The organism is Caballeronia sp. (assembly GCF_028292365.1).
Lineage (GTDB): Bacteria > Pseudomonadota > Gammaproteobacteria > Burkholderiales > Burkholderiaceae > Caballeronia.
Map to the genome: position 1 here is coordinate 15,218 of NZ_JAQGMM010000019.1, position 24,649 is coordinate 39,866.

Annotated in this window: 21 protein-coding genes; 12 read left to right on the forward strand and 9 right to left on the reverse strand. The window is 58.4% G+C overall.

Annotated features, from left to right (window positions below):
- Window positions 1-133 precede the first annotated feature (133 nt).
- The 3 genes from JWR14_RS00875 to JWR14_RS00885 all read left to right on the forward strand — a co-directional run bounded on the left by JWR14_RS00875 (window position 134) and on the right by JWR14_RS00885 (window position 4,412).
- Complete coding sequence (locus JWR14_RS00875; protein WP_299699765.1) at window positions 134-1,876, forward strand: iron ABC transporter permease; 1,743 nt, start codon at window positions 134-136, stop codon at window positions 1,874-1,876.
- Window positions 1,877-1,892: 16 nt separating this feature from the next.
- The gene (locus tag JWR14_RS00880) at window positions 1,893-3,005 is read left to right on the forward strand and encodes an ABC transporter ATP-binding protein (RefSeq protein ID WP_299699768.1); all 1,113 of its coding nucleotides are present in this window, start codon (window positions 1,893-1,895) and stop codon (window positions 3,003-3,005) included.
- Between the two features lie 267 nt (window positions 3,006-3,272).
- A complete protein-coding gene (locus JWR14_RS00885; protein ID WP_299699771.1) occupies window positions 3,273-4,412 on the forward strand; it encodes a porin in 1,140 nt (379 codons plus the stop codon).
- Between the two features lie 91 nt (window positions 4,413-4,503).
- Here the strand turns inward: JWR14_RS00885 and JWR14_RS00890 are convergent, their stop codons facing one another.
- The 3 genes from JWR14_RS00890 to JWR14_RS00900 all read right to left on the reverse strand — a co-directional run bounded on the left by JWR14_RS00890 (window position 4,504) and on the right by JWR14_RS00900 (window position 6,965).
- Complete coding sequence (locus JWR14_RS00890; RefSeq protein WP_299699774.1) at window positions 4,504-5,592, reverse strand: extracellular solute-binding protein; 1,089 nt, start codon at window positions 5,590-5,592, stop codon at window positions 4,504-4,506.
- A 69-nt stretch (window positions 5,593-5,661) separates the two neighbouring features.
- Window positions 5,662-6,684, reverse strand: a complete 1,023-nt coding sequence (locus JWR14_RS00895) for an aldo/keto reductase (protein WP_299699777.1) — start codon at window positions 6,682-6,684, stop codon at window positions 5,662-5,664.
- A gap of 44 nt (window positions 6,685-6,728) precedes the next feature.
- Window positions 6,729-6,965, reverse strand: a complete 237-nt coding sequence (locus JWR14_RS00900; RefSeq protein WP_299699780.1) for a hypothetical protein — start codon at window positions 6,963-6,965, stop codon at window positions 6,729-6,731.
- Between the two features lie 115 nt (window positions 6,966-7,080).
- On the opposite strand from JWR14_RS00900, the gene JWR14_RS00905 reads away from it, so the two are divergent.
- The 4 genes from JWR14_RS00905 to JWR14_RS00920 all read left to right on the forward strand — a co-directional run bounded on the left by JWR14_RS00905 (window position 7,081) and on the right by JWR14_RS00920 (window position 10,794).
- On the forward strand, window positions 7,081-7,878 hold the full coding sequence (locus JWR14_RS00905) for an IclR family transcriptional regulator (RefSeq protein WP_299699782.1): 798 nt from the start codon (window positions 7,081-7,083) through the stop codon (window positions 7,876-7,878).
- Between the two features lie 50 nt (window positions 7,879-7,928).
- Window positions 7,929-8,942, forward strand: coding sequence for a PDR/VanB family oxidoreductase (locus JWR14_RS00910; RefSeq protein ID WP_299699784.1), 1,014 nt, complete (start codon window positions 7,929-7,931; stop codon window positions 8,940-8,942).
- 62 nt (window positions 8,943-9,004) lie between these two features.
- The gene (locus tag JWR14_RS00915; RefSeq protein WP_299699786.1) at window positions 9,005-9,775 is read left to right on the forward strand and encodes a class II aldolase/adducin family protein; all 771 of its coding nucleotides are present in this window, start codon (window positions 9,005-9,007) and stop codon (window positions 9,773-9,775) included.
- A gap of 38 nt (window positions 9,776-9,813) precedes the next feature.
- On the forward strand, window positions 9,814-10,794 hold the full coding sequence (locus JWR14_RS00920; RefSeq protein WP_299699822.1) for an ABC transporter substrate-binding protein: 981 nt from the start codon (window positions 9,814-9,816) through the stop codon (window positions 10,792-10,794).
- Window positions 10,795-10,874: 80 nt separating this feature from the next.
- Here JWR14_RS00920 and JWR14_RS00925 read toward each other — a convergent pair whose 3' ends face one another.
- A complete protein-coding gene (locus tag JWR14_RS00925; RefSeq protein ID WP_299699789.1) occupies window positions 10,875-12,464 on the reverse strand; it encodes an alpha-amylase family glycosyl hydrolase in 1,590 nt (529 codons plus the stop codon).
- Between the two features lie 48 nt (window positions 12,465-12,512).
- Between JWR14_RS00925 and JWR14_RS00930 the strand changes: the two genes are divergently transcribed.
- The gene (locus JWR14_RS00930) at window positions 12,513-14,177 is read left to right on the forward strand and encodes an alpha-amylase family protein (RefSeq protein WP_299699791.1); all 1,665 of its coding nucleotides are present in this window, start codon (window positions 12,513-12,515) and stop codon (window positions 14,175-14,177) included.
- Window positions 14,178-14,279: 102 nt separating this feature from the next.
- Here JWR14_RS00930 and JWR14_RS00935 read toward each other — a convergent pair whose 3' ends face one another.
- The gene (locus JWR14_RS00935) at window positions 14,280-15,074 is read right to left on the reverse strand and encodes an SDR family oxidoreductase (RefSeq protein WP_299699794.1); all 795 of its coding nucleotides are present in this window, start codon (window positions 15,072-15,074) and stop codon (window positions 14,280-14,282) included.
- Between the two features lie 134 nt (window positions 15,075-15,208).
- Between JWR14_RS00935 and JWR14_RS00940 the strand changes: the two genes are divergently transcribed.
- The 3 genes from JWR14_RS00940 to JWR14_RS00950 all read left to right on the forward strand — a co-directional run bounded on the left by JWR14_RS00940 (window position 15,209) and on the right by JWR14_RS00950 (window position 17,111).
- Complete coding sequence (locus tag JWR14_RS00940) at window positions 15,209-15,727, forward strand: MarR family winged helix-turn-helix transcriptional regulator (RefSeq protein ID WP_299699798.1); 519 nt, start codon at window positions 15,209-15,211, stop codon at window positions 15,725-15,727.
- An 81-nt stretch (window positions 15,728-15,808) separates the two neighbouring features.
- Window positions 15,809-15,934, forward strand: a complete 126-nt coding sequence (locus JWR14_RS00945; RefSeq protein WP_299699801.1) for a hypothetical protein — start codon at window positions 15,809-15,811, stop codon at window positions 15,932-15,934.
- A 223-nt stretch (window positions 15,935-16,157) separates the two neighbouring features.
- The gene (locus tag JWR14_RS00950) at window positions 16,158-17,111 is read left to right on the forward strand and encodes a LysR family transcriptional regulator (RefSeq protein WP_299699804.1); all 954 of its coding nucleotides are present in this window, start codon (window positions 16,158-16,160) and stop codon (window positions 17,109-17,111) included.
- On the opposite strand, the gene JWR14_RS00955 is transcribed toward JWR14_RS00950, so the two are convergent.
- Both JWR14_RS00955 and JWR14_RS00960 read right to left on the reverse strand, forming a co-directional pair.
- Window positions 17,108-18,052 carry a cupin domain-containing protein gene (locus tag JWR14_RS00955; RefSeq protein WP_299699806.1) on the reverse strand — a complete coding sequence of 315 codons (945 nt, stop codon included), beginning with the start codon at window positions 18,050-18,052 and terminating at the stop codon, window positions 17,108-17,110. The genes JWR14_RS00950 and JWR14_RS00955 overlap by 4 nt on opposite strands.
- Before the next feature lie 175 nt (window positions 18,053-18,227).
- Entirely contained in the window at window positions 18,228-19,118 is an 891-nt protein-coding gene (locus tag JWR14_RS00960; protein ID WP_299699809.1) for a LysR family transcriptional regulator, read from the reverse strand.
- Window positions 19,119-19,274: 156 nt separating this feature from the next.
- Here JWR14_RS00960 and dld point away from each other — a divergent pair, with 156 nt between their 5' ends.
- Entirely contained in the window at window positions 19,275-21,059 is a 1,785-nt protein-coding gene (dld, locus tag JWR14_RS00965) for a D-lactate dehydrogenase (RefSeq protein WP_299699812.1), read from the forward strand.
- A gap of 43 nt (window positions 21,060-21,102) precedes the next feature.
- Here dld and JWR14_RS00970 read toward each other — a convergent pair whose 3' ends face one another.
- Together JWR14_RS00970 and JWR14_RS00975 are read right to left on the reverse strand one after the other, a co-directional pair.
- Entirely contained in the window at window positions 21,103-22,563 is a 1,461-nt protein-coding gene (locus JWR14_RS00970) for a catalase (RefSeq protein ID WP_299699816.1), read from the reverse strand.
- Window positions 22,564-23,525: 962 nt separating this feature from the next.
- Window positions 23,526-24,649 (reverse strand): putative sulfate exporter family transporter (locus JWR14_RS00975; RefSeq protein ID WP_299699819.1); only part of this gene is annotated, 1,124 nt, incomplete at its 5' end.

The following is a 24,649-nucleotide window of genomic DNA, read 5'->3' on the forward strand; positions in this document are numbered from 1 at the left end:
TGACGACAAGATGTACCGTCACAGAAACTGACAACACGTGGTCCGTTCTCGTCGCGGAGCGCATGGCAGGTCATCCGCGTGCAACGCTGACTTTGCAGAATTCCCCGAGTCATTCGCTCGACTGGGGGACCGTATGGAACTGACCTTCGATGCGATGAAAACCGCTATTCAGCGTTCTCGCCGACTCGAAAGCAAATGGCTGATCATTGGCGCGGCGGTCCTCATCACCGGCATCCTTGCGCTGATCCCGTTGTGCTTCCTCTTCTGGCAAAGCTTCTACACCCCGCAAGTCGCCGATACGCCGGCAATGTTCACGTTCGGCAATTATCGTATCGCTTATGGCAGTCCCGAAACGCTGCGCACGCTGGGCAATTCGCTGGAGTTCGCGCTGGGCGCAGCGCTCGTGTCGTTTTTCATCGGTACCGTGCTTGCGTGGATCATCGAGCGCACGAATACCCCGTTCCGCAAGCTGTTTTACGCCATTACCATTGTCCCGCTGATCATCCCCGGCATCCTGTTCACGATCTCTTGGATCTTCCTCGCGAGCCCGAAGATTGGAGTGCTAAACGTCGCGCTCATGTCAATATTCGGGTTATCTAAACCCGTGTTCAACGTCTACAGCATGGGCGGCATGATCTGGGTTGACGGGCTGCATTATTCGACCATGGCATTCCTCTTGATGTCAGCGGCCTTTCGCGGCATGGATCCTTCGCTCGAAGAATCGTCGCTGATGAGCGGCGCCGGCATTGCCCGGACAATGTGGCGCATCACGTTGCGGTTGGCTTTTCCCGCTGTGGTGTCCACGCTGCTGATCCTTTTCGTGCGCGCGCTAGAGTCGTTTGAAGTGCCGGCGCTGATCGGCTTGCCGGTCAAGCTGCAGGTGTTCACCTCGTCGATCTACGAAGCCATTGAACAGTACCCGAGTCAGGTCGGACTGGCCTCGTCGTATTCGATGCTGCTGTTGTTGATCACGTCGGTGGGACTGTATCTGCAGTCGCGGGTTGCATCACGCGGCGGCAAGTATACGACCATGAGCGGCAAGGGCTTTCGTCCTCGGCAGATGGATCTAGGTGGCTGGCGCTTCGTCACCGCCAGCATCTTTGTCGTCTATTTCTTGTTGATCGTCGCATTGCCGCTAGCCGTGCTGCTCTGGTCGTCTCTGCAAAAGTATTACCGCTCGCCGTCGCTGGCGGCCGCGCATCACCTCACGCTCGATGCTTACCGTTACATCATTCATCTGCCGGCGCTGCGCACAGCAGTGGTGAATAGCTTGCTGCTGTCATTCGGCTGCGCGACCGCCGTGATGCTGCTGAGCGCCGTGATCTGCTGGATCGTGGTGAAGACCAAGCTGCCGGGGCGCTGGCTGCTCGACAACCTGGCGTCGCTGCCGCTGGTTTTTCCAGGGCTTGTGCTGGGCTTGTCGTTCATGATCGTGTCGCTGAAGGTCGATATCGGCATCTACGGCACGCTATGGATCCTGCTGCTCGCCTACATCACGCGCTTCATGCCCTACGGCATGCGTTACACCAATACGTCGATGATCCAGATTCACAAGGAACTGGAGGAATCCGCCGCGATGAGTTGTGCGACATGGAGTTCCACCTTTTACCGGATCGTGTTGCCGCTGCTCAAACCAGGCCTGATGGCCGGCTGGATCTATGTGTTGATCGTATCCATCCGCGAGTTATCCAGTTCCATTCTTCTATACAGCCCCGGCTCGGAAACAGTTTCGATCGTGATCTGGGAACTATGGCAAAACGGTCAGTATGTTGAGCTGTCCGCGCTGAGCGTGATGCTGATCTTTGTGTTGCTCGCACTGGTATCCCTCGCTCAATACATTGGCAGCAAGTTCGGCGTCAAGCCGAACCGCGGCTGAACATACGGAGATCATTGTGCTAAATGTTCAGGGTTTAAATACAGAGTATGTCGATGGAAATAACGCGCGTGTACGTGCCGCCCGCGACGTTTCATTCGATGTGCCTCAAGGCAAGCTCTTCACGCTGCTCGGCCCGAGCGGATGTGGCAAGACGACGACCCTGCGTTCTATCGCGGGTCTTGAGCGTCCGGTGGAAGGGTCGATATCGGTGAACGGCGTGACGGTGTTTGCAGCAGGAACCAATACCTTCGTCCCGCCGAATAAACGCCAGTTCGGCATGGTCTTTCAGTCGTACGCGATCTGGCCTCATCTGTCCGTCTTCAAGAACTGCAGCTTTCCATTGGAAGTGGGGACAAAGAAATATTCGAAGCGCGAAATTGAAGAGAAGGTCATACGGGTTTTGACCGCCGTCGGGCTGGAGCATATTGCCGACCGCGATGCCACGAAGATGTCCGGCGGCCAGCAGCAGCGGCTAGCGTTGGCGCGGGCACTGGTAATGGAGCCGAAGCTCTTGCTCCTTGATGAACCGCTGTCGAATCTCGATGCGAAACTGCGCGACAAGATGCGCTTCGAGCTTAAGCGCATGCAGCGGGAGCTTCGGATTACCACCATTTACGTCACGCACGATCAGGAGGAAGCGCTCGCCTTGTCGCATGAGATCGCGGTAATGCGGGAAGGGCGGATCGTTCAGAAGGCGACGCCACGGGAAATCTACGATCTGCCGAATAGCAAGTTCGTCGCAGATTTTGTAGGGACGACCAATTTCATAGAGGGAACGGTTCTTAGTTGCGATGGACCTGACGGACACCTGATCGTCGATTCGGCAATCGGGCCCGTTGCAGTCGCCAATGCGTTTTCTTGTCGAGTTGGCGACAAGGTCACCATTTCCATGCGACCCGAAAACCTCATGGTTCATGAGACCCGGGAGGCAGCCGGTTCGCATAATGTCTTTGAAGGCACGGTGTTCACCAAAGTGTTTCTCGGCGAGACCCTGGACTTCCAGATCAAGGTGAATGAGCAGGTCGTCCTCGCACGGGTTCATCCTGCACACAAAACGCCCGTCGGCGGCACGATCTTCTTTTCCGTCGATCCCGCCAGTTGCATCGCGCTCAGGTCGGAGACTGTATAAGGCCTGGCATGCGCCAACGGCTTTGATTGCGCGGCGGGAGTTGGCCCTGATCCCCCGCGCGAGAGTTAGATGAGCCCGGGCCATTGTCATCCGTAGAACGCTTGACCACGACGCATTGAATAGCAATACGACCACGCAACAGATTTGAATAAAACAATAGATAGTTAGCATAACTACATTAAGCCGAAAGGGACACGACACTAATTGTCGATTTGCACAGTCCCTCGGGCATCCAGATTCGAGACGATGTAACGGGACGGAGACCCCATGAAGAAAGCAACGGCAGCATTATTCGCATTTCCTTTCCTGGCTGGCGCGGCTCATGCGCAGACCTCGGTGACGTTATACGGCATCGTTGATTCCGGTCTGGTGTACATCAACAACCAGTCCGGTCATGCGAACCTGGAAACAATCACGGGGCAGACTAATGGAAGCCGTTGGGGCTTGCGCGGATCGGAGGATCTCGGCGCAGGCCTGAAGGCAATCTTCACTTTGGAGAACGGCTTTGACTCATCCAATGGGAAGTTGCTGCAAGGCGGCCGGGAGTTCGGCCGACAAGCGTACATGGGCCTTAGCAGCGAGAGCCTTGGAACGTTCACGATGGGCCGTCAACGCGACGCGATGAGCCAATACATTGGAAGGAACATATCCGCAACTTCCATGTGGGCGTGGGTGGGTACTCATCCAGGCGATTTCGATAATCTTAACGACAACTTCCGCGACAATAACTCGCTGAAATATGTCTCGCCACACGTGTACGGTCTGCAGGCAATCGCCTTGTTTGCGCCAGGCGGCGTAGCGGGAAATTTCGCGACGAACCGGATCTACAACTTCGCCTTGAATTACGCACAAGGTCCTCTCAATGCGGTTGTTGTGTATGACAACGTGAACAACCCGTCCGAATCCGCATTCGACGGGACTGTGTCACCGGGCGCCAAAGGCTATATATCCCCGGGCAAGAGTCCCGTGTTTAGCGGCTACGCTTCTGCGCAAGTTCTGCAGATTTTTGGAGCGGGTTTGGCATATAAAATTGGCAACGGCAGGATCGGGCTGGTCTACACCAACACTCGCTACCAGGACATCGTCCGTACTGCATCTACCCCGAACAGCGGCACGGCTGTCTTCAATAGCTTCGAAATCAACGGCCGCTATAACTTTACGCCGGCGCTGCTCGTTGGCCTCTCTTTTGACTACACCAAAGTCAGAAACGCAAAGTACGAGCAGGTCGACTTCGGGCCGGACTATGCGCTCTCAAAGCGCACGGACCTTAACCTTGTCGGTATATGGCAGCACGCGTCCGGTATTGACTCGACGGGACAGGCGGCAGTCGCCTCTATTGGATCGCTCGGACAATCCAGTACGCCGACCCAGATCGCTGTGAAAATGGGGATCCGCCACCGGTTCTGACATCCTTCGGTAGGGCCTGGAGATCTATACACTTATCTATCCGCATGCTATTTGCTCCCACTTTGGCGGAAGCGAATAGCATGCTTTACCTTCAGGCTGAAGCGTCCCTGGCTGATGCGGCATGCAAGAAGATCCGGTTGAAAATGGAATTCCACTCGGTCTTTTCGGCCAGCGGCATAGCGGGGTCGACGGGTGTTACATGCACGTCCTTCAGAGGAGAGGCCACGTTGCGATTGGTCGGAACATAATCACGGCTCGCGAGGATCTTCTGGGCGTCGACGGAAAGAAGGTAGTCATAGAGCAGCAAGCCAGCGGCCGGATGCGGAGCATGCTTTAGTATTGCGACACCATTGACCCGCGCGGCAGCCGGTTGCAAGACAAACCAGTCGATAGGCGCGCCCTTGCGCTTTGCTTGAGCCGGCATGTAGTTATAAACTTCGAGCGCCAGGGGCACTTCGCCCGCCGCCACCAGATTGTTCAAAAGCGAGTTGCCGGTTCGTGCAGCAACGCCGTTGCGAGCAACGAGTTCGCGGAAGAAATCAATACCCTTGTCGCGGCCCATCTGCATTGCGACGGTTGCGAACCAGTCGGAACTCTTCGCTTCAATGCCCAGCTTGCCCTTCCATTTCGCCGATAGTAAATCCGCATAGGAAGTAGGCAGATCAGCCTTCTTGATCAGATGCGTGTTGTACGCCTGCACCCACACCGACAACATGGTTGCCGCCCATTGATGATGATCAGGGATGGTTTCGGGCATGAGGTCCGCGACCACCGGCGACACGACCGGTTGCAGAAGCTTCTCACTGCGTAACGCATCGAGAAAAGATGAACCGGTATGCACGGCGTCGGGAATGTATCGGTGTCCTTGAGATTCGGCCACAATGCGCTGAACCACTTGCTCGTCGCCTGCTCGCCAGATATTGACCTGAATGCCGTACTTTGCCTGAAACGGATCGATCAACGGGGCGACATCCGGTTCTGCTATTGAGGTATAGAAGTTCAACTCGCCTTCGGCTTTGGCGGCCTGCAAAATTTTCGCGGCACGATCCGGGCCGGTATAACTCGTCAACCCAAGATTGGGCGAAAGCTTTTCGTTTGCCCGCGCGCTCAAGGGCGCGTTGACCGTGGCCAATGCGAGCCAGGCCGCTGCCATTTTTGTCACGGTACGTCTTGTTGTCATCGTGTCTCCATCGTATTTATTTAGTAGCAAGCCGGCATGTGGTGCGGGTGCTTGCTGGTTAAAGCGTTCTCAAACCACCGCGAAGTTATTGCGCCACGCGGCCTCAAGCCTGCTCAATAACTCAGGCGGGATCGCGTCCATGCCGGATACGAGAGTCAATTCCTCAAGCTGTGCCAGCGACGAAAACCCGCCCAGCGCCGTGGTCACGCCAGCATGTCCAAGCACGAAACGGAAGGCGGCTTGGGCCAGGCTGATGCCCAGCTCCCGGGCGACGAACCGGACCTGCGCCGCCTGCCGTTGCAGTTCGGCGCCCTGCTCGCCGTAAGCGTCAGTACTACGGGCGAGCGAATGGCGCTCGTGACCCTCCACACTGTCATCGGTGAGAAATCCGCGAGCAAGGACGCTATAAATCGCCGCGCCGCAACCGGCGTCGCGTGCGACATTCAGTACGGCGCCCCCGTCCTTATCTACTTTCAGGCCTTCGGGACACACCATGCCGGGCGTCGGGTTGAGCATCGTGTAGCAGACGTTGATCATGCTGAAGAGACCGGTGTCGAGCAGCTGCTTGACCGGGCCGATGTCGTTACCTCGGCAAATAAAACCGGCGTGGCGAATCTTTCCGGCCTCGAGCAGCTGGCGCAAACCTTCGAGCGCGCCGTCGGGCCGCATGAAATGATCGATACCAAGTGTCGCGTAGTACCCGCCATCGAGCGGCGCCGCGCCCTTCACCGGGCCGTTATGAATCTGCAGGATGTCGAGGTGATCGAGTTGCAGCCGGCGCAACGTGGTTTCGGTTGAACGCACCACGTGGCCGGCGATATTGTCGAGGTCTCGCGAGCGTATTTCCACTTTCGAGTTCATCACCGGGCTCGCCTGCAGCTGCTTCAACACTCGGCCGAGATTTTCTTCGGCTACGCCGTCGCCGTAATCCGGTGCATTGTCGAAATACGTAATACCGAGGTCGAGGGCGCGTTCAACCACGGCTAGCTGCTCGTCGAAACTGCCGCGCACCATCAGGCCCGCATTACCACCGCAGCCAAAACCGATTTCTGAAACGGCGAGATCGGTGCCGCCTACTTTTCTATATTTCATTTGCCAGACCCTCAAGCGGGAGCAATGCGGCTAATCACACCGAGTTAGCCGGGTGTGCTTTCAGTCGCGGTGGCTGTGCCCTGAGCAAGCTTGCCACCATTGTCTTTGGACAGGACCAGGTTCGCGCCCAGAACGCGCACCGGGTTGTCATCGAATTGAGAATAGGGCGCGATCGGGATCCAGTAGCGGCGCATCAGTTTGCCACCAGGAGTTCTTGGGCCAACACGCGTCACTCGTTCGTCCATTGCGGGGCCGAACATTGTTTTTGTCTCCTTCTTCATTAGTGAAGTCAGAGTATTTTTCAGCCATCGTTCTGTCAAGCGGCACAAATTCTGTTAGCCAGAACACCTATAAATGCGCTATAAATTCATCCATGCAACGTGGCAGGAGACAAGCATGAACACTCAGCATATTGAAAACGATGACGACGCAATGACCGGCGCATCGAACGAAGACATTACAGGCGATGACCCTGAAAAGCCTCGTGCCCGGGTCGAGGCAGTCGAGCGTTCGCTGGCGCTGCTGCAATGTTTCAGGCAGCCGGGCGAAATCTTGACGCTCGCCGTGCTGGCCCAGCGATCCGGCTTTTACAAAAGCACGATCCTGCGACTGGCTGCGTCGCTCGTGTATATGAAATTCCTGCAACGCGATCCACGCGGCCATTATTTGCTCGGTCCCGAACTTCGCCGCTTGGGTGCGCTGGGTCCGGCGCAGGTCAGCCTCGAAGATCTGGTGCGGCCGACACTGCAAAAGCTATCTACCTTGACGCGTGAGACCGCGTCGTTTTACGTGCGTGACGACATGGATCGGGTCTGTCTGTATCGCGTGAATTCGTCGCGTTCCGCCCGCCACCATCTGGACGAAGGTTCGCGTCATCCATTGAGAAGCGGTGCGGCGGGAAAGGTGCTTTGGGCGTTCGATCCCGCCGCCGCGACTGACGAAGCATCGGCGGCCATTCGCACCCGCGGGTGGGTGGTGTCGAAGGGCGAGCGAGATCCGGATCTTGCCGCGATTGCCGTGCCGCTGCTTAACGAGAGCGGGGAAGTGTTGGGTGCATTGACCGTGTCCGGCTTGCTGACACGCTTTACCACGGCCGAGATCAAGACGTTCCGCAAACTGCTACTCGATGTTGCCGTGGCTTTGAAACCTCGTCTTCCATCGCGCAGTGTTCTCGACACTGGCAACAAGCCGTGAAAGATGCGGCCGAATCGCGCGCCGTGCAATTGAAAGTGAAAGAGGAACCTATGTCTGATACAGCCGCCGTGCTCGACACGGCACCCGGTATAGGGAGCCGTGCGGCTGACGATCCCGCGACTCAAGCGACCATGACCCTGCGCGTGGCAGCGATCCGCTACGCTGCCCATGAAACCAACGTGTATGAAATCCGCCGCCCCGATAACGCGACGTTGCCCCCGGTCGAACCGGGTGCCCATATTGACTTGCATTTGCCCGGCGGCATCGTGCGTCAGTATTCGCTGATCACGGCCGATGGCGATCCCCGGGCCTTCCTCATCGCCATCAAGCGTGAGCGTGCGAGCCGGGGTGGATCGAGCTTCATGCACGACAGGTTGCGCGTGGGGCAGGCGCTTGAAATCGGCGGTCCGCGCAATAGCTTTCCGTTGTCCGAAACCGCACGACATACGGTATTGATCGCCGGTGGCATTGGCGTCACCGCGATCTGGAGCATGGCGCAGCGCCTTGAGAAAACCGGCCGCTCGTTCGAGATGCACTATGCGTGCAGGGAGCGTGGAGACGCCGCCTTTCTCGATGAGATCGAATGTCTTGCCCAGGTGCGCACGCACATTGACGCGGATAGCGCGGGACAACATCTTGATGTCGCCGCGATTGTCGCGGGTGCGCCAGCCGATGCGCACTTCTACTGTTGCGGTCCTCTGCCGATGCTTCAGTCATTCGAGGCCGCCACTGCTTTACTACCGCCTGAGCAGGTGCACGTCGAGTACTTTGCGCCGAAGCAAATGGCCGCGCTCGATGGGGGCTACGTGGTGCAATTGCATCGCACCGGTCAGGAGTTCGCCATTCCCAAGGGGAGGACCATTCTCCAGGTCTTGAGGGACGCCGGCGTCAGCGCGCCTTATTCCTGCGAAGAGGGAATTTGCGGCGCGTGTCAGGTGAACGTGGTCTCAGGGGTTCCCGATCATCGGGATAGCGTACTAAGCCCGAGCGAGCAGCAAACCGGCAAGACCATGTTGATCTGCTGCTCCGGGTCCAGGACCGAACGGCTCGTGATCGACTTCTAGCCGCAGTGAGCATCTGGAACTGCAGGGCGGACAGACTGCGGCCAGTTTGAACAGAAACGCACATGACTGTTGCGGCGAGACGCGCTCTCGCGCCGCACGGCACCTTCTTTGGGCGCGAGGCAAACACTATGACACTGGACCAAGCAAAGCGAAGGCTGATCGACGCAGGCCGCATTCTCGAAGCCAATGGTTTGGGAGACCTGACCCGTGGTCACGTATCCATCCGGACTCCGGACGATTCGAACCTCTTCATCATGAAGCCGCACAGCTATGGTTTCGATGAAATCACAGAAGAGAATATCGTTCTCTGCAATCTTGCGGGCGAGAAGATAGGCGGCGGTGGGCGCCGCCATAGCGAAGTGTTCATTCACTCGGAAATCTTCAAGGCGCGGCCGGAAATCAACAGCGTGGTGCACGCCCATCCGGCACATGCCATCGCATTGTCCGCAACTGGCCAGGACCTGCAGATGATCAGCCAGCCAGCCTGCAAATTCGCCGACGGCCTTCCGTACTACTCCGAGACCATGTTCCTCATCCGTACCCAGGAGATGGGAGCGGGGGTGGCGAAGGCTCTCGGTCAATCTAAGGCGACCCTGATGCGCAATCACGGCGTCGCAGTCGCCGGACGCACAGTCGAAGAAGCGGTGGTACTGACGCTCGCGCTCGAAGAAGCATGCAGGATCCAGTTGATGGCGCAGGCAGCGGGCGGAGTCGGCGAGCGTTTCTCTGACGACGAGGTCAGTCGCCTGCACGACGCGATCACCCGCGAAGAACAGTTCACCATGAATTTCGATTTTCTTGCGCGCAAGGCCAACCGCTTGCACGCGCACTAACCGATCCGCCCATTTCATCTTCACCAGGATTCCTTATGATTGGCAAACTCAATCTTTCGATTGCTTGCGGTGACTACGACCGCACGCGCCCGCTGCTCGACGGACAGGCACAGATCGACGGCGTCGATCCTGTTTTCATGACGCTCTCGCCAGAAGAGATGTTTTTTCGTGCGTTCCGCAGTCAGGAATTTGACATCAGCGAACTATCGTTCTCAAGTTATGCCGTGAAACTTGCGGACGGTACTTGCCCGTATGTAGCGATTCCCGTGTTCCTGTCGCGTGCCTTCCGGCACACCTCGATCTATGTCCGCCGAGACCGGATCATGCGCCCGGAAGATCTGAAAGGTGCACGTGTCGGCCTTCCAGAATACCAACTGACAGCCAATGTATGGGCTCGTGGTTTGCTCGAAGACGATTATGGCGTCAAGCCGTCCGACATTACGTGGGTGCGCGGAGGCATAGACGAACCCGGTCGTCCCGAGAAGATCAAGCTTGATCTGCCGAAAGACATCCGCATTGAAGCCGCGCCCGAAGGCGACACCATTTCGGCCATGCTCGATCGCGGTGAGCTCGATGGTTTCATGGCGCCACGCCCGCCTAGCTGCAAGAACCCTGACGTGGGCTGGCTGTTTTCAGATCCGACCGAGGAAGCAAAAGGATATTACCGACGTACAAAAGTGTTTCCGATCATGCACGTCGTGGGAATTCGCAAGACGCTCGTCGAAACGCATCCGTGGCTGCCGGCTGCGGTGCTGAAAGCGTTTGAACACTCGAAGCGTATCGCGCTCGAGCGTCTGTCGGACACCTCGGCGACGAAGGTCACGTTGCCGTTTGTCGAGGAGCAGCTGAAGGCCGCACGCGAGCTGCTCGGCGACGATCATTGGTCATACGGTATTCAGCCCAACCTCAGCACGCTCGAAACCTTCCTGCGTCACCATCATTCGCAGGGCTTGTCGAAACGGCAGCTTACGGTGGAGGAAGTCTTTCACCCATCGACGTGGGAAACGGCGAAGATCTAATAGCTGCAATGACGCCTGCGAACCGGGTGCTGTGAAACTAACTCGCAATCTCGGTTCGTACCGGCACACGCCAGGCGGGTTCAACTTTCTTCCGAAACACAAATGACTACTCCTTCGTCTCCGGCAAGAAGCAAGCTGGTCCCGGCGATCCGCTTACCCTCATGACCTTCCGTGGTCGACACCACCACGGTCCCCTGAGGTACTTGCACCGGTGCATCCGCGCCAGCCATGTTCAACGCGATGAAAAACCGGTCACTGCCCAAGCGGCGTTCATAGGTCAATACGTTACCGCTCGCCACAACTCGTTCAATCGATCCTCCCACCAAGGCTGGCTCCCTTCTGCGCAACGCAAGCAAGCGCTTATAAAACGTCAACATCGATGACGCTTCGCGATCCTGATCAACGACGTTGACGCAGTCGCCACCGCCAATTGGCAACCACGGCACACCGTTCGAGAACCCGGCATTCGGCGACCCATCCCATTGCATGGGTGTTCGTTCCGGGTCGCGGCCCTGACCAATACCAGGCTGTCGCAACTCGGCAGGATCCTGCACGCGATCAGGCGGGATCACCCCATCGACCATGCCGATTTCATCGCCGTAATAGAGCGTGGGCGTGCCGCGCAGGGTGAGCAGCAACATCGCTGCGACTCGCGCCTGGGGTGTGCCGATGCGCGACGCGACACGCGGGTTGTCGTGATTGCCGAGCACCCAGTTCGGCCATGCATGCAAAGGAAGCGCATGGTCGTATTCAGACACAATCCGCGCAATCTCCGCCGCGTTCCAGGGCGCGTTGATCAGTTGAAAGTTGAACGGCATGTTTGCACCGTCGCCGTTCGGTCCGTAATAACTGACAAGCTGAGGCACGGGTAAATATATCTCGCCAATCAGCACGCGCTCGCCGTATTCGTCGAGCGTCGCGCGCATTGACCGGACGATGTCATGAACTTCGGGCTGATCTTCCGTATAGGTTTGCAGTTGCCGATGATGATCGGGTTCGCCGGCCTTGAATTCAGGGTTCGGCGGATTATCGCGGAAGAGGGCGTCCTTGATCAACAGCCAAAGCACATCGACGCGAAAGCCATCAACGCCCCGATCCAGCCAGAACCGCAACACACGGTCCATTGCCGCTCGTACGTCGGCATTGCGCCAGTTGAGATCGGGCTGTTCGCGCAGGAATGCGTGATAGTAATATTGGCCCGTGAGCGCGTCCCATTCCCACGCTGACCCGCCCATGCGGCTCAGCCAGTTGTTCGGTGGACCGCCATCGGGCGCGGGATCGCGCCACAGGTACCAGTCGCGCTTGGGGTTATCGCGTGATGAGCGGCTCTCCGTGAACCACGGATGTTTGTCGGAAGAATGATTGGGAACGAAGTCGAGCAGGACCTTCAGGCCCAGTTCGTGCGCACATGCCACGAGCCGGTCAAAGTCGCCGAGCGTCCCGAAGACCGGTGCGATCGCGCAATAGTCGGCGACGTCGTAGCCGAAGTCGGCCATGGGCGATGGGTAGACAGGCGAGATCCATACGGCGTCTACATTAAGCGTGGTGAGGTATTCCAGACGCGCCGTGATGCCCGCAAGATCGCCGATGCCGTCGCCATTTTCGTCCTGGAAGGAACGCGGATAGACCTGATAGATCACGCCTCGCTGCCACCACGCCAATTTTGACATTTCGTTCCTCGAATGACTGCACAGGTTGGACCCAACGAGCAGGCTTAAATGCTAAACGATCTCTGGTACAAGAATGCAATCGTCTATTGTCTCTCGGTAGGCACGTTCATGGACGCAAACGGTGACGGTGTCGGCGACTTCCAGGGCCTTATCCGTCGCCTTGATTATCTGCAAGGCCTCGGCATTACCACTATCTGGCTGATGCCGTTCCAGCCTTCGCCCGGTCTTGATGCCGGTTACGACATCTCGGACTACTACAACGTCGATCCCCGCTACGGCACGCTAGGCGATTTCGCCGAGTTCGCGCATGCCTGCCATCAGCGCGGCCTGCGAGTCATGATCGATCTCGTGGTCAACCACACGTCCGATCAGCACGCATGGTTCCGCGAAGCACGTAGCGATCCTGACTCGAAATATCGCGACTGGTATGTGTGGTCCCAGAAGAAACCGCGTAACGCCAGGGACGGAATCGTGTTCCCAGGTGTTCAGAAGTCGACGTGGACTTACGACAAGCAAGCGGCGCTTTGGTACTTCCATCGTTTCTACGATTTTCAACCGGACTTGAATACGGCCAATCCGCATGTGCAGGCGGAAATACTGAAGGTGATGGGCTTCTGGATTCAACTTGGCGTGTCGGGGTTCCGGATGGACGCCGTGCCCTTCGTGATCTCGACGAAGGGGGCCAAGGTCGCGAAGCCGGTCGAGCAGTACAACATGCTGCGCACGTTCCGGGAGTTCTTGCAGTGGCGCAAGGGGGACGCGATCATCCTCGCGGAGGCGAATGTCTTGCCTGATACCGACCTGGAGTATTTCGGCGATGACGGGGAGCGTCTCCAGATGATGTTCAATTTTCAGGTCAACCAGAATACGTTCTACACGCTGGCGAGCGCGGATACGGCACCGCTGAAAAAGGCGCTGCTGTCGACCAGGCCGCGTCCGGCAACAGCGCAATGGGGTGTGTTCCTGCGCAACCACGATGAACTGGACCTCGGCCGCCTGACGCCTGAGCAACGAGCCACTGTGTTCGCGGCCTTCGGCCCGGATCCGAATATGCAGCTATACGACAGGGGCATCCGCAGAAGGATTGCGCCCATGCTGTCCGGCGACCGGCGTCGTCTTGAACTCGCTTACAGTTTGATGCTGACGCTGCCGGGAACCCCGGTATTCCGATATGGCGATGAAATTGGCATGGGCGACGATCTGCGCCTGCCAGAACGTGAATGTGCCCGCACGCCGATGCAGTGGTCCGGCGAGCCGCATGGAGGCTTTACCAAAAACGCGCGGCCCGTCGCGCGAGTCATTTCGGGTGGTCCGTACGGTTATGAACGCGTCAACGTGGCCGATCAGCGGCGCGACCCCAACTCGTTCCTGAACTGGACGGAGCGCCTGATCCGCATGCGCCGGGAGGTCCCTGAGATTAGTTGGGGCGACTTCGCGGTTCTACGCGCTTCCCGCAACGATGTCCTCGCCCTGCGCTATGACTGGCGCAACAATTCGGTCTTGTGCCTGCACAACTTCAGCGCTGAGGCGTGCACGGTGAAATTCAGGTCGGGCTGTACGAATCCGAGCGAGGACATGCTCGTCAATCTTCTATCCGACGACCACAGCCAAGTGTCCGCCGATGGCCGCCATAGCGTCGTTCTGGAGCCTTACGGTTATCGGTGGTATCGCGTGGGTGGGCTCGACTACTTGCTCAAGCGCAGCGAAGTGTAATGTTCGCGGTGTCTTTTTTTGCTCGCTGTTGTCCAGGGAAAGAACGAGACAACAGCGAATTCCCCGCCTCTTAAAGATGACCAGCTTGAAGAGACAGCCGCATCATGCTGCCTGGTAGCGAGGAGCCGGCTTACCGGTCTGTGTTGCAGCAAATAGAGCAGCGCGGGCCACGTCATACTTTTCCCACAGGCCTTCGTCCGCCACGGACGGCCACGTAAGCTTCTCACCCCGGTCGAAACCGATCAGCGCGGCGTCGACCATGTTCTCAGCGCTCATTACGCTGTCCTGATTGAGCGTGGACAGGGGTACGCCCGCCACATCCCAGATCTCCGTTGCCGTCGTGGCTGGCAGTACGATCTGCAGCCTGACACCCGTGTCCGCCAGTTCGGCTTGAAGCCCGCGGCTGAACGCCAGCACATAGGCTTTGGTGCCGCTATAAACAGCGCTGAACGGCAACGAGTGCACCGACAGCACGGAGGCGACGTTGATGATGTCGCCTTCATTGCGGGCGAGAAAACCGGGCAGCACAGCGTGGGTCAGCCTTGTCAGCGCCGTGATGTTGAGCGCCAACTGTGCTGTCGAGTCGCTGACGGACGCTTGTGCGAGGGGGGCTAAACGCGCGAGGCCGGCGTTGTTGACCAGCAGGCGCACGCTAGCGTCGTTGCCCAGCACGTCTTCGACCTTGGCAAGATCGGCTTCGTTGGCGAGGTCGGCGACCAGTGTCTGGACCTTGACGCCGTAGGATGCCGACAGTTTTTCGGACAGTGCCGACAGACGGTCCGCACGCCGTGCGACCAGGATGAGATCGTAGCCGCGTGCAGCCAGACGATAGGCATAGACAGCGCCAATGCCGGACGATGCGCCAGTCACCACAGCGGTTTTGTTGCTAGCAGTCATTGCATTTCTCCAAACCATTAAATTGAGTGCTCAACTAAATTAATTGAGGGCTCAAGTATATGGGTTTATACTAGGTGCCTGTCAATGATTTTCTACTCATCCTTACTTGTGTCATGGAAATGACGTTAAACGATATGAAGAAACGAACCGGATCGGCTTCCGTCCGCAGCGAAATCCCAAATACCTACGAAGACCTCGTGTGTACTAACACCGCGCTGCGGCGGGCTGCGCGGCGATTGGGCAACCTGTACGACGATGCGCTCGCCCCCACAGGGCTGAAGGCAACGCAGCTGGGCTTGCTGGCCGAAATCCAGCGGTGGGTAAGCGCTAACGACGCTCAGGCGCCCACGCTTCAGGACCTGGCGGGAAAACTCGCCATTCAGATCTCCGCTTTGACGCACGCGCTCCGACCGTTGGTACGCGATGGCCTGGTGATGTTGCAGCCCGACGAACAGGACGGGCGTACCAAGCGCGCGGCGCTGACGGCCGTTGGTGAGGCACGGCTTGGCGAAGCCTTGGGGCACTGGGCGACGGTGAATCAGCGGGTCGAAACAGTGTTGGGCTCCGATTCAGCGGCCACGCTTCGCGCGTTAGCCGACCTGGTTGCGTCAGATGAATTTTTGGCAGCGTATGGCGACAGTCAGGCCGGATGACGGCGAACGAATCGTCCGGCACCTCCGGACGCAGTGACGTTTACGAACTCATGCGCGCCCGGATCGGGTTCGCGCAATCGCTTGAACGCAACGCTCCAGTTGTTGAAGGGCAGTGGACAAGGTTTGCGTATCCATATGTCCATAGGCGAGCAGGAAACCGCCTATATCAGGGTTCGCAGCGGCAAATTGCCTGACGGTATCGATTAGGATACCTTTCGATCGAAGGGCGTCTTGCAAGGTCTGATCGATCGCAGGCGTGCGGCCGCTGGCCCAAGCCCAAAGGCGGCTCTGGATTTCCCGCACGTGTTTTTGCTGTCGCGCCTGTCTGATCTGCCTTGCAGGCGCCAAGCATTTACGAGCGCTGTTCAAGCACCTCGGCATGCCAGTACACTACCGGTTTGAGAAAAACATCCGCTCTGCCAGACACGCCATGGACTATTTTGCCGCGGTACGCGCCTTCGTTTGCGCAGCGGAACTGCAGAGCTTCAGCAAGACCGCGCAAGAAATGCGGGTCAAAACTTCGACCGTCTCGCGCTACGTGAGCGAGCTCGAAAAGGACCTGGGCATTGCCCTGTTTAACCGTTCGACGCGAGGCCTTGTGCTGACGGAGGGCGGCAGGGTATTTCGTGAGCACGCGCTGGTTGCGCTACAGGCGCTTGATGATGCACGCCAGCTTACGTCGTCGCTGAATCGCACACCGCAAGGCCTGCTGCGCGTCACAATACCTAGCGCATTTGGACGCCGGCACGTCGTGCCGCATCTCGCGGCGTTCATGAAGCGCTACCCGGACATCAGCCTCGATATCGTATCGGCCGACGAAACCCTCAACATGATCGATGCCGGTATTGACGTTGCGATTCGCATCGGCGTGCTGCCTGATTCGTCGTTAATGGCCAAACGTGTTGCCTCGCACCGGCGCATCGCCTGCGGCAGTCCGGACTATTTCGAGCGGAAAGGGACGCCAGCCGTCCCTGAAGATCTGGCTGCGCATGATTCGCTGCGCTTGTCGCTGTTTTCGGACGACAAATGGTCTTTCACCCGAGTCGGGAATACGCAGATGGTGCCGGAGCACGTGCCTGTGGAGTTGAAAGGGCGTTTCCGCGCGGACGACTCCGAGGCGGTGCTGGAGCTCGCTCTGGCCGGCTGTGGCGTTGCACTGCTGCCGACCTGGCTGGTGAGCACGGCCCTGCGTGAGGGACGCCTGGTACATGTGCTGCCTGAATGGGAGGCGCGCACGGGGCGAGCCGAACCGGCGATCTGGGCGGTCTATCCGCCGAAGAAAATCGTTTCGTCGAAGGTGCGCGCGTTCGTCGACTTCTACTCCGATGTGATTGGCGAGCCGCCGTACTGGGACGACGGACTCGCACTAAAGCGTGAGGCTTAGCGGGCGAAGCGGATGTCGAGCGTGCGCAGCCAGGTCTGCAAGCCGGCATCCTGAATCGGTATCACATAGGCGTTTTCGTTCGTTTCATTAAAATGCGCATGCCAGTATCCCGGTGGCGTGACAAAAGTCATTCCGGTTTCCCAATCGACACGGGTCGGATTCACGATATCGCCGTTCTCATCCAGCTCGCTACCGACCAGCGTATAAACACCCGGCTGGCCTCCGGCGATAAAGTCGAGCGCAATCGACTGATGGCGGTGCGGCTTTTGCACTGAGTTGGGCGGCACAATGCCGAACATGGCCCACAGGACATGCGTGACCGTTCGCGTTTGCGGGAAGTTGGCGTTGCCCATCAACACGCTGATACGGTTACGACGGCCTGCATTGGCTTCATTCGAGACCTTGCGCAGTTCGGCCTGCGCCTGTGCGGCGGGATACAGCGTTGGTGCGAAGCGTGGGCGGACGCCGGTTGTGCCGAGGTAGGTGAGAAGAGGGGCGTCGTTGACGTAGTAGAGCTTGGCGGTTGCATCGGCAGACAGCACAGCGGCATCACCGCCAGGCAGCGTGAAAAAATCGCCCTGCGCGAACGGGAAGGTCGACGTGCCTTGTGTCACGTTGCCTGCGCCACTGATCACGTAGCAAACCTGCGAGGTTGCATTTGGAGCGAGCGTCAGTTCGTCGCCGGTGTTGATTCGCAGGAAATTAGCGCTCAGACCGGGACCGGTCGCCGGGCCCGGGCAACCCAGTTCTGCGGAAAGATCGAGTGGCACGATCCGCGTTGCGCCGTCTGAGTACAGCGAGGGCGGGAAATTGCGGAATGGCACGCGCGAGATGAGCTTTGCGCCAATCGGATTGGCTGACGACGTGTACTCAAAGTATTGCGCGTCCTGGCTCGCGGCAGCGGTTTCAGCGAAGGCGGTAGGCGACGTTCTGGTCAACATGGTCTGCTCCTGAAAGTGAGGGAAGCTTCGCGCAAGTCACATCGTGGCGGTGTGACTGGCTTTCGAAAGCTGGTCTGACTATAGGTGCGGGTCACTGACCGAAGAAGTGCCGGGCATCGAAATCACCTTTGCATAAAGGGGTGTGCCGGGCGTCCGCTTTAGGGGAATGCTGGCATCAGCGGGCAACTCGGTGCTGCCGCAAGATCCTGACAAAGTTCAGCACTGTCGGCGATTTTTCGCGTTGCCGATGGATCAACGCAATACCGGTCGAAAGCGGCTTGCCCTGCAACTCGTGATACGACACGCCTTCAACCTGGATCTGCCGGATCGACGCGGGAACCACGGCAACGCCGAATCCCGCCGCGACGAGGTTTGCCGCCGATGAGATCTGCGGCGACTCCATCCCAATGGACGGCGCGAAGCCGGCTTCGCGGCATGCACTGATGATCGAGTCGTATAGATCAGGCCCGATCGGCCGCGGAAAGAGGATGAACGGATCATCCGCGAGGTTGGCCAGATCGACGCGCCGTCGCCGGTTCAAGCGATGATTCGCCGGCAGCACCGCCAACATGTCTTCGTCGACTAGCGGTTCGACGATCAGATCCCGGCAGTTCAACGGCATGCGCACCAGAGCAGCATCGAGTTGCCGCTCGGCGACCCGGTCGAGCAGCAACGAGCTATTGCTTTCCTCACAACTAATCGCGACATGCTCGTACGCATGCCGATACTTCTGCATCGTTGTCGCGACCAGGGGATGAAAGACCGTGGAGCCCGCAAAACCAAGCGATAGCCGTCCGGTCTCTCCGCGTCCCGCGTTCTGTACTTCAACGAACGCCTGCTGCGTGTCCTCGACGATGCGCCGCGCGCTCTCGTGAAAGAGCCGTCCCGCCTCGGTCAATTCCACGCGGCGCGGATGCCTTACAAAGAGCTGCGTGCCGATCTCCCGTTCGAGCTTCAGGATCTGCTGACTCAAGGGCGGCTGGGCAATTCCCAGATGGGCCGCGGCATCAGTGAAATGCAAGTGCTCGGCGACGGCGAGGAAGTAGCGCAACTGACGAAATTCCATATCTTTTTCGTCTCCAAAAAGCGTCTTCAAGATATTGGACTAATGACCGGCCTGATTTTAACCTTTGCTTCAACTTGATGCGCTCAGATGCCGCCCGTTAAACGGCTAGATGAAGTCGCTGCGCGTCACGCTCAAATTTTTCCTCAGGAGAATCCGATGTCAGCAACGCGCGCACCCCTGGCCACCCTCCCGGCCGACGTGGCCCACACCTTGATTGCAGATCTGCGCGACATCGTGGGCGAGAAGCACACCCTGACGGATGACGGCGCGACCCGCCGCTACCGCACGGGTTTTCGTTTTGGCGCGGGCAAGGCGCTCGCGGTGGTATGCCCCGGCACGATCGTCGAACAATGGAAGGTGCTGCAGGCGTGCATCGTGGCAAATGTGATTGTTATTACGCAGGCGTCGAACACGGGCCTCACGGGCGGCTCGACACCCGATGGCGACGACTATGATCGCGACATCGTGATCGTCAGCACGAGCCGCATGAAGAAGGTGTACGTGATCAACGACGGCAAGCAGGTCGTCTGCCTTCCAGGGGCCACGCTCGACCAGCTGGAAAGAATACTGAAGCCTCTTGGCCGCGAGCCGCATTCGGTGATTGGCTCAAGCTGTATAGGCGCGTCAGTATTCGGCGGTGTCTGCAACAACTCGGGCGGTGCACTGGTGCATCGCGGCCCGGCATACACGGAGATGGCGGTATTCGCGCAGGTCGATGTGACAGGCAGGCTAAGCCTGGTCAACCATCTGGCAATCGAGCTCGGCGAAACGCCCGACAGCATCCTTGGCCGGCTTGAACGCGGCGAGTTCTCGGATGCCGATGTCCGGCACGACGCCGGCGCTGGATCGGACCACGGCTACGCGACTCACGTACGCGAGATCGATGCCGATACGCCTGCCCGCTTCAATGCCGATCCACAGCGCCTCCATGAAGCGTCAGGCTCGGCCGGCAAGGTGATGGTGTTCGCGGTACGGCTCGACACGTTTCCAATTGAGCAGAACGCAAAGGTTTTTTATATTGGCACGAACCGGCCCGACGAGCTCACCGAGATCCGCCGTCACGCGTTACACGAATTTAAACACTTGCCGATCTCGGGCGAATACCTTCATCGTGACGCCTTTAACATTGCTGAGGAGTACGGCAAAGATACCTTCCTCGCAATCAACTATCTTGGCACGTCCCGGCTCCCCGCACTTTTCGGACTAAAAAGCCGTTTCGATGCGCTGTTCGATCGCCTCGGGTTTTTCCCTTCGCATTTCACCGACCGTGTCATGCAGGCTGCGAGCCGGCTGTTTCCAAGCCATCTGCCGCCGCGCATGAAACAGTACCGGGACAAGTACGAGCATCACCTGATGCTGAAGGTGACGGCCGAAAGTGTAGAAGAAACGCGTGCCTTCCTCTCAAGCTATTTCGAAAGCGAACGCGCGACGGGTGGCTATTTCGAATGCACCGACGAAGAAGGCAGCAAAGCCTTCCTGCACCGCTTCGCCGCCGCCGGCGCCGCGGTCCGCTATCGCGCCGTGCACAGCCGGGAAGTGGAGAACATCGTTGCGCTCGACATTGCACTGCGCCGCAACGATCGCGATTGGATCGAGACACTGCCGCCCGACATCGAAGAGACGATCTCCATCAAGCTGTATTACGGCCACTTTCTGTGCCATGTGTTCCACCAGGATTACATCGTCAAGAAGGGCAACGACTGCCTGGAAGTCGAACACAAGATGTGGACCCTGCTGGACCGCCGAGGTGCCGAATATCCGGCGGAACACAACGTCGGTCATCTGTACCACGCGAAGCCCCAGCTTGCGGCGTTTTATCAGCAACTTGATCCTTGCAACTGTTTCAACCCGGGGATCGGACAGACATCGAAGTTCGCGAAGTACCGTGAAACAGGGGCCACAGAACGCGGGGCCGAGTCGGGTCGCATCAACTGCGGATGACTCAGCTGCGACAGGCCGGCAAACGAAGTTTCTTGCAGATGCTTCAGGCAGCGCTGGACGACCGATTTTCCAGTGCTTCGATTGCGCCGGCTACTCCCTCACCATATTTCGGGTCGGCCATTTTGCAATGCTCGATATGGAGTTGCTGGACAGGCGCCGACACGCCTTTCATCGCGCGCGCGGTATTGTCGAACAGCGCCTGTTGTTGTTCTTCGGTCATGCTGCGAAACAACGTACCGGGCTGAGAGTAATAGTCGTCGTCAACACGGTGATTCCAGTGGTCAGCCGCTCCCTCAAGCGACAACGGGGGCTCACGGAAATCGGGTTGCTCCTGCCACTCGCCGCGAGTGTTTGGCTCATAGGGCGTGGCGCCCCCCATATTCGTATCGACACGCATCAAGCCATCACGATGATAGCTGTGAACGTAATGGGCGCCGCGCGGCGCATTCACCGGTATTTGATGGTAATTAACGCTCAGGCGGTAGCGTTGGGCATCCCCGTATGCGAAGAGTCGTCCTTGAAGCATTTTGTCGGGTGAGAAGCTGATGCCTGGAACCACATTGGCTGGCGAAAAGGCGGCCTGTTCCACGTCGGCGAAATGGTTTTGCGGATTGCGGTTCAATTCCATGACGCCGACTTCGATCAGTGGGTAATCGCTTTTGGGCCAGACCTTTGTCAGATCGAACGGATTGAGATGGTAAGTGGCTGCATCGTTTTCCGGCATGATCTGGACCGACAACGTCCACCTCGGAAAATCCCCGCGTTCAATTGATTCATACAGATCGCGATGGTGGGTCTCACGATCGCGTCCCGCGGCGGCTTCAGCTTCTGCATCGGTCAGATTCGCAATGCCTTGCTGCGTCCGAAAATGAAACTTCACCCAGAAGCGTTCGTTCGCTGCGTTGATGAAGCTGTAGGTGTGACTGCCGAAACCATGCATATGCCGGAAGGTTTTTGGAAGCCCGCGATCGCTCATCACTATGGTCACCTGATGCAGCGCTTCAGGAAGCTGTGTCCAAAAGTCCCAATTATTTTCCGCGCTACGCAGGCCGGTGCGAGGATCGCGCTTGATTGCGTGATTCAGATCGGGGAACTTCAACGGATCGCGCAGGAAAAACACGGGAGTGTTGTTTCCGACAAGATCCCAGTTGCCTTGTTCCGTGTAGAACTTCATGGAGAAGCCGCGAATGTCGCGCTCCGCGTCGGCCGCGCCCCGTTCTCCCGCTACCGTCGAGAAACGCGTGAACATTTCTGTCGTCTTTCCGATTTCTGAAAAGATACTTGCCTTGGTGTATTTGGTGATGTCATGCGTCACGGTGAAGCTGCCGAACGCACCGGATCCCTTAGCGTGCATGCGACGTTCGGGAATGACCTCCCGATCAAAATGCGCCAGTTTTTCGAGAAACCATACGTCCTCGAGTAACGCAGGACCACGCGGTCCCGCTGTTTTTATGTTCTGGTTATCTGCGACCGGCGCACCAAATGCGGTAGTTAATTTGTTCACGATAGATCCTGGGGTGTTCAGCGTTGATTGATCGGGTCAAAGCAAAGGGCCAAGGCAAAGCGCCAAGGCAATCTGCCAAATGACAGCAATGCGATCGCTTTTAGACGGCGCGGACCATAAGGCTTACGATCGCATGATTCGAACTCAGTATGCGATCACGTCCTGGGCACGACAACGCCCCACTAACGGCGAATACTGCCAACCATACGGTGAGTTCTGCCACAGCCACGTGTTCAAGACTACTGGAGCAGATTGGCAACCACGGCTGTCGAGTTGGAGAATTGGCTAGGACCGCTGGCGGACGCGGGCGTTGACCTTCTGCACGCATCGACGCGCCGTTTCTGGGAGCCTGAATTCGCGGGATCGGATCTTGATCTTGCAGGATGGACAAAAAAAGCTTACCGGGCCTTCCCAGTAATACTGTCGGCTCAGTCGGTCTCGACGGCCCGGATTTCCTCGATACGCTGTTCAGCTCAGCATCCGGCGTAATTCGCTCGAATCACACGAACCTCGCGAGTCTACAAGGGCTGAGTGAAAAGGATGATGCGTAACGAGTTCGACATGGTCGCCGTGGGCCGCGCGTTAGGGACCGATCCACAGTGGCCAGCAAAGATCCGGGAGGAGCGCTCAAGTGAGCTCCATCCATTCACAGCGGCGGCGCTAGATACGCTGACCTGATGCCGCCTGATTCGCTGTTATTACGAGCGGCTTGCGTGCGGTGGGCGTGTCCTATGACAAAGCAGCGGCCTCGAATTCAATGCACGAATCGCCCGGCGATATTAGTTGATCGTGGCGTCGGCAAAGACGTGTCTCTCCCACGCTCGCTCCAAATCCCGAACTGAACGAAGTCAGCCCGGGAATCATCGCTTCGAGTACATGACGGTCTTGTTCGCAATGCCGGCAAGCTGCGCAAACTGTGCGGCATGCAATAGCGTCATCACGCTTGGCGGCATCGTTCATTTTCATTGTCCAAGCGAGGCCCAGTACGCCCCGAACACATGCACTGAGAGGAGGTAGCCGATCACGACATTCACAGCAACGCCGGCCGTGAAAGCAATGAAAGGCTTCGCACCCGTCGCGGACAGGCTGCCGAGCCGCGTGGTCAAGCCGATGCTCAGGAAGCAGAAGGTGAACGCCCACGTGCGCAAGGCGGTGATCGGCGCGACGAAGGCGGGTGTCACGACGCTCCGGTATTCAGTCAGCGTGTAATGGCTGCCGATCCACGTAACCAGCGCCGAAGCAATCAGGAAGCCGATCACGAACTTTGGAAAGCGCGTCCAGATTTCGCGCGCGGTCGTCTGCGTTTTCACGGCGCCGGGTTCGTCGCGATCCCAGCGCGTGGTCGCGACAATCGCGAGCACGAACGCCCAGATGCCGATCCAGATGTCGCGACCTACGACCTTCATCAGCGTGAAGGCTTGCAGCGACGCTTCCGGCGCACCGGCAATCACGCTGCCGGCATGCTTCGCCAGATCGCCGTACGCCTGCGCGGCGGCAATACCGGCGGCATCCGCGAATTCCGATGTTCCGATCCACGCACCGGCCACGCCGGTCGGCAAGCCGAGCGCACGCGACACGAATGGCAGCGCGAATACCATCACGATTGCCCAGACCACGACGAGCGTGATGGCCACCGACGCTTGTTCGCGCTTCGCTCGCACTGCCCCAGCAATGGCGATGGCCGCCGACACGCCGCACACCGCGCCGCCCACGCCGAGCACGGCCGCAAAACGCTTGTCCAGTCCGAGCGCGCGGCCGACCAGAAAGATGACGAAGAAGGTGACCAGCGAAACCACGGTCGCCTGCCCGACCGCAACGGGACCCGCCCACACGAGAAGCGTGAAGGGCAGCGTTGCGCCGAGGAGCACGATACCCACCTTGATATAAAACTCGACGCGCAACGCAGGCACGAGCCATGCCGGAAGCCGCCTCAGGTTCGAGACAATCAGGCCGAGCGCAAGTGCGATCAACGGCGGTTCGAGGTTGTACGTCGATGAACTGGTCCAGGCGCCGGCGATAAAAATCAGCGTCGACACCACGAACACAACAAGAAAGCCCGGTAGGAACAGCGCTATCCGCTGCCCGA

Excerpts from the sequence above, each read along its gene's own strand:
- JWR14_RS00875 (WP_299699765.1), top strand. The coding sequence starts at position 134 with ATGGAACTGACCTTCGATGCGATGAAAACCGCTATTCAGCGTTCTCGC.
- JWR14_RS00885 (WP_299699771.1), top strand. The coding sequence starts at position 3,273 with ATGAAGAAAGCAACGGCAGCATTATTCGCATTTCCTTTCCTGGCTGGC.
- JWR14_RS00890 (WP_299699774.1), bottom strand. The coding sequence starts at position 5,592 with ATGACAACAAGACGTACCGTGACAAAAATGGCAGCGGCCTGGCTCGCA.
- JWR14_RS00895 (WP_299699777.1), bottom strand. The coding sequence starts at position 6,684 with ATGAAATATAGAAAAGTAGGCGGCACCGATCTCGCCGTTTCAGAAATC.
- JWR14_RS00900 (WP_299699780.1), bottom strand. The coding sequence starts at position 6,965 with ATGAAGAAGGAGACAAAAACAATGTTCGGCCCCGCAATGGACGAACGA.
- JWR14_RS00905 (WP_299699782.1), top strand. The coding sequence starts at position 7,081 with ATGAACACTCAGCATATTGAAAACGATGACGACGCAATGACCGGCGCA.
- JWR14_RS00910 (WP_299699784.1), top strand. The coding sequence starts at position 7,929 with ATGTCTGATACAGCCGCCGTGCTCGACACGGCACCCGGTATAGGGAGC.
- JWR14_RS00915 (WP_299699786.1), top strand. The coding sequence starts at position 9,005 with ATGACTGTTGCGGCGAGACGCGCTCTCGCGCCGCACGGCACCTTCTTT.
- JWR14_RS00925 (WP_299699789.1), bottom strand. The coding sequence starts at position 12,464 with ATGTCAAAATTGGCGTGGTGGCAGCGAGGCGTGATCTATCAGGTCTAT.
- JWR14_RS00930 (WP_299699791.1), top strand. The coding sequence starts at position 12,513 with ATGCTAAACGATCTCTGGTACAAGAATGCAATCGTCTATTGTCTCTCG.
- JWR14_RS00935 (WP_299699794.1), bottom strand. The coding sequence starts at position 15,074 with ATGACTGCTAGCAACAAAACCGCTGTGGTGACTGGCGCATCGTCCGGC.
- JWR14_RS00940 (WP_299699798.1), top strand. The coding sequence starts at position 15,209 with ATGAAGAAACGAACCGGATCGGCTTCCGTCCGCAGCGAAATCCCAAAT.
- JWR14_RS00950 (WP_299699804.1), top strand. The coding sequence starts at position 16,158 with ATGGACTATTTTGCCGCGGTACGCGCCTTCGTTTGCGCAGCGGAACTG.
- JWR14_RS00955 (WP_299699806.1), bottom strand. The coding sequence starts at position 18,052 with ATGTTGACCAGAACGTCGCCTACCGCCTTCGCTGAAACCGCTGCCGCG.
- JWR14_RS00960 (WP_299699809.1), bottom strand. The coding sequence starts at position 19,118 with ATGGAATTTCGTCAGTTGCGCTACTTCCTCGCCGTCGCCGAGCACTTG.
- dld (WP_299699812.1), top strand. The coding sequence starts at position 19,275 with ATGTCAGCAACGCGCGCACCCCTGGCCACCCTCCCGGCCGACGTGGCC.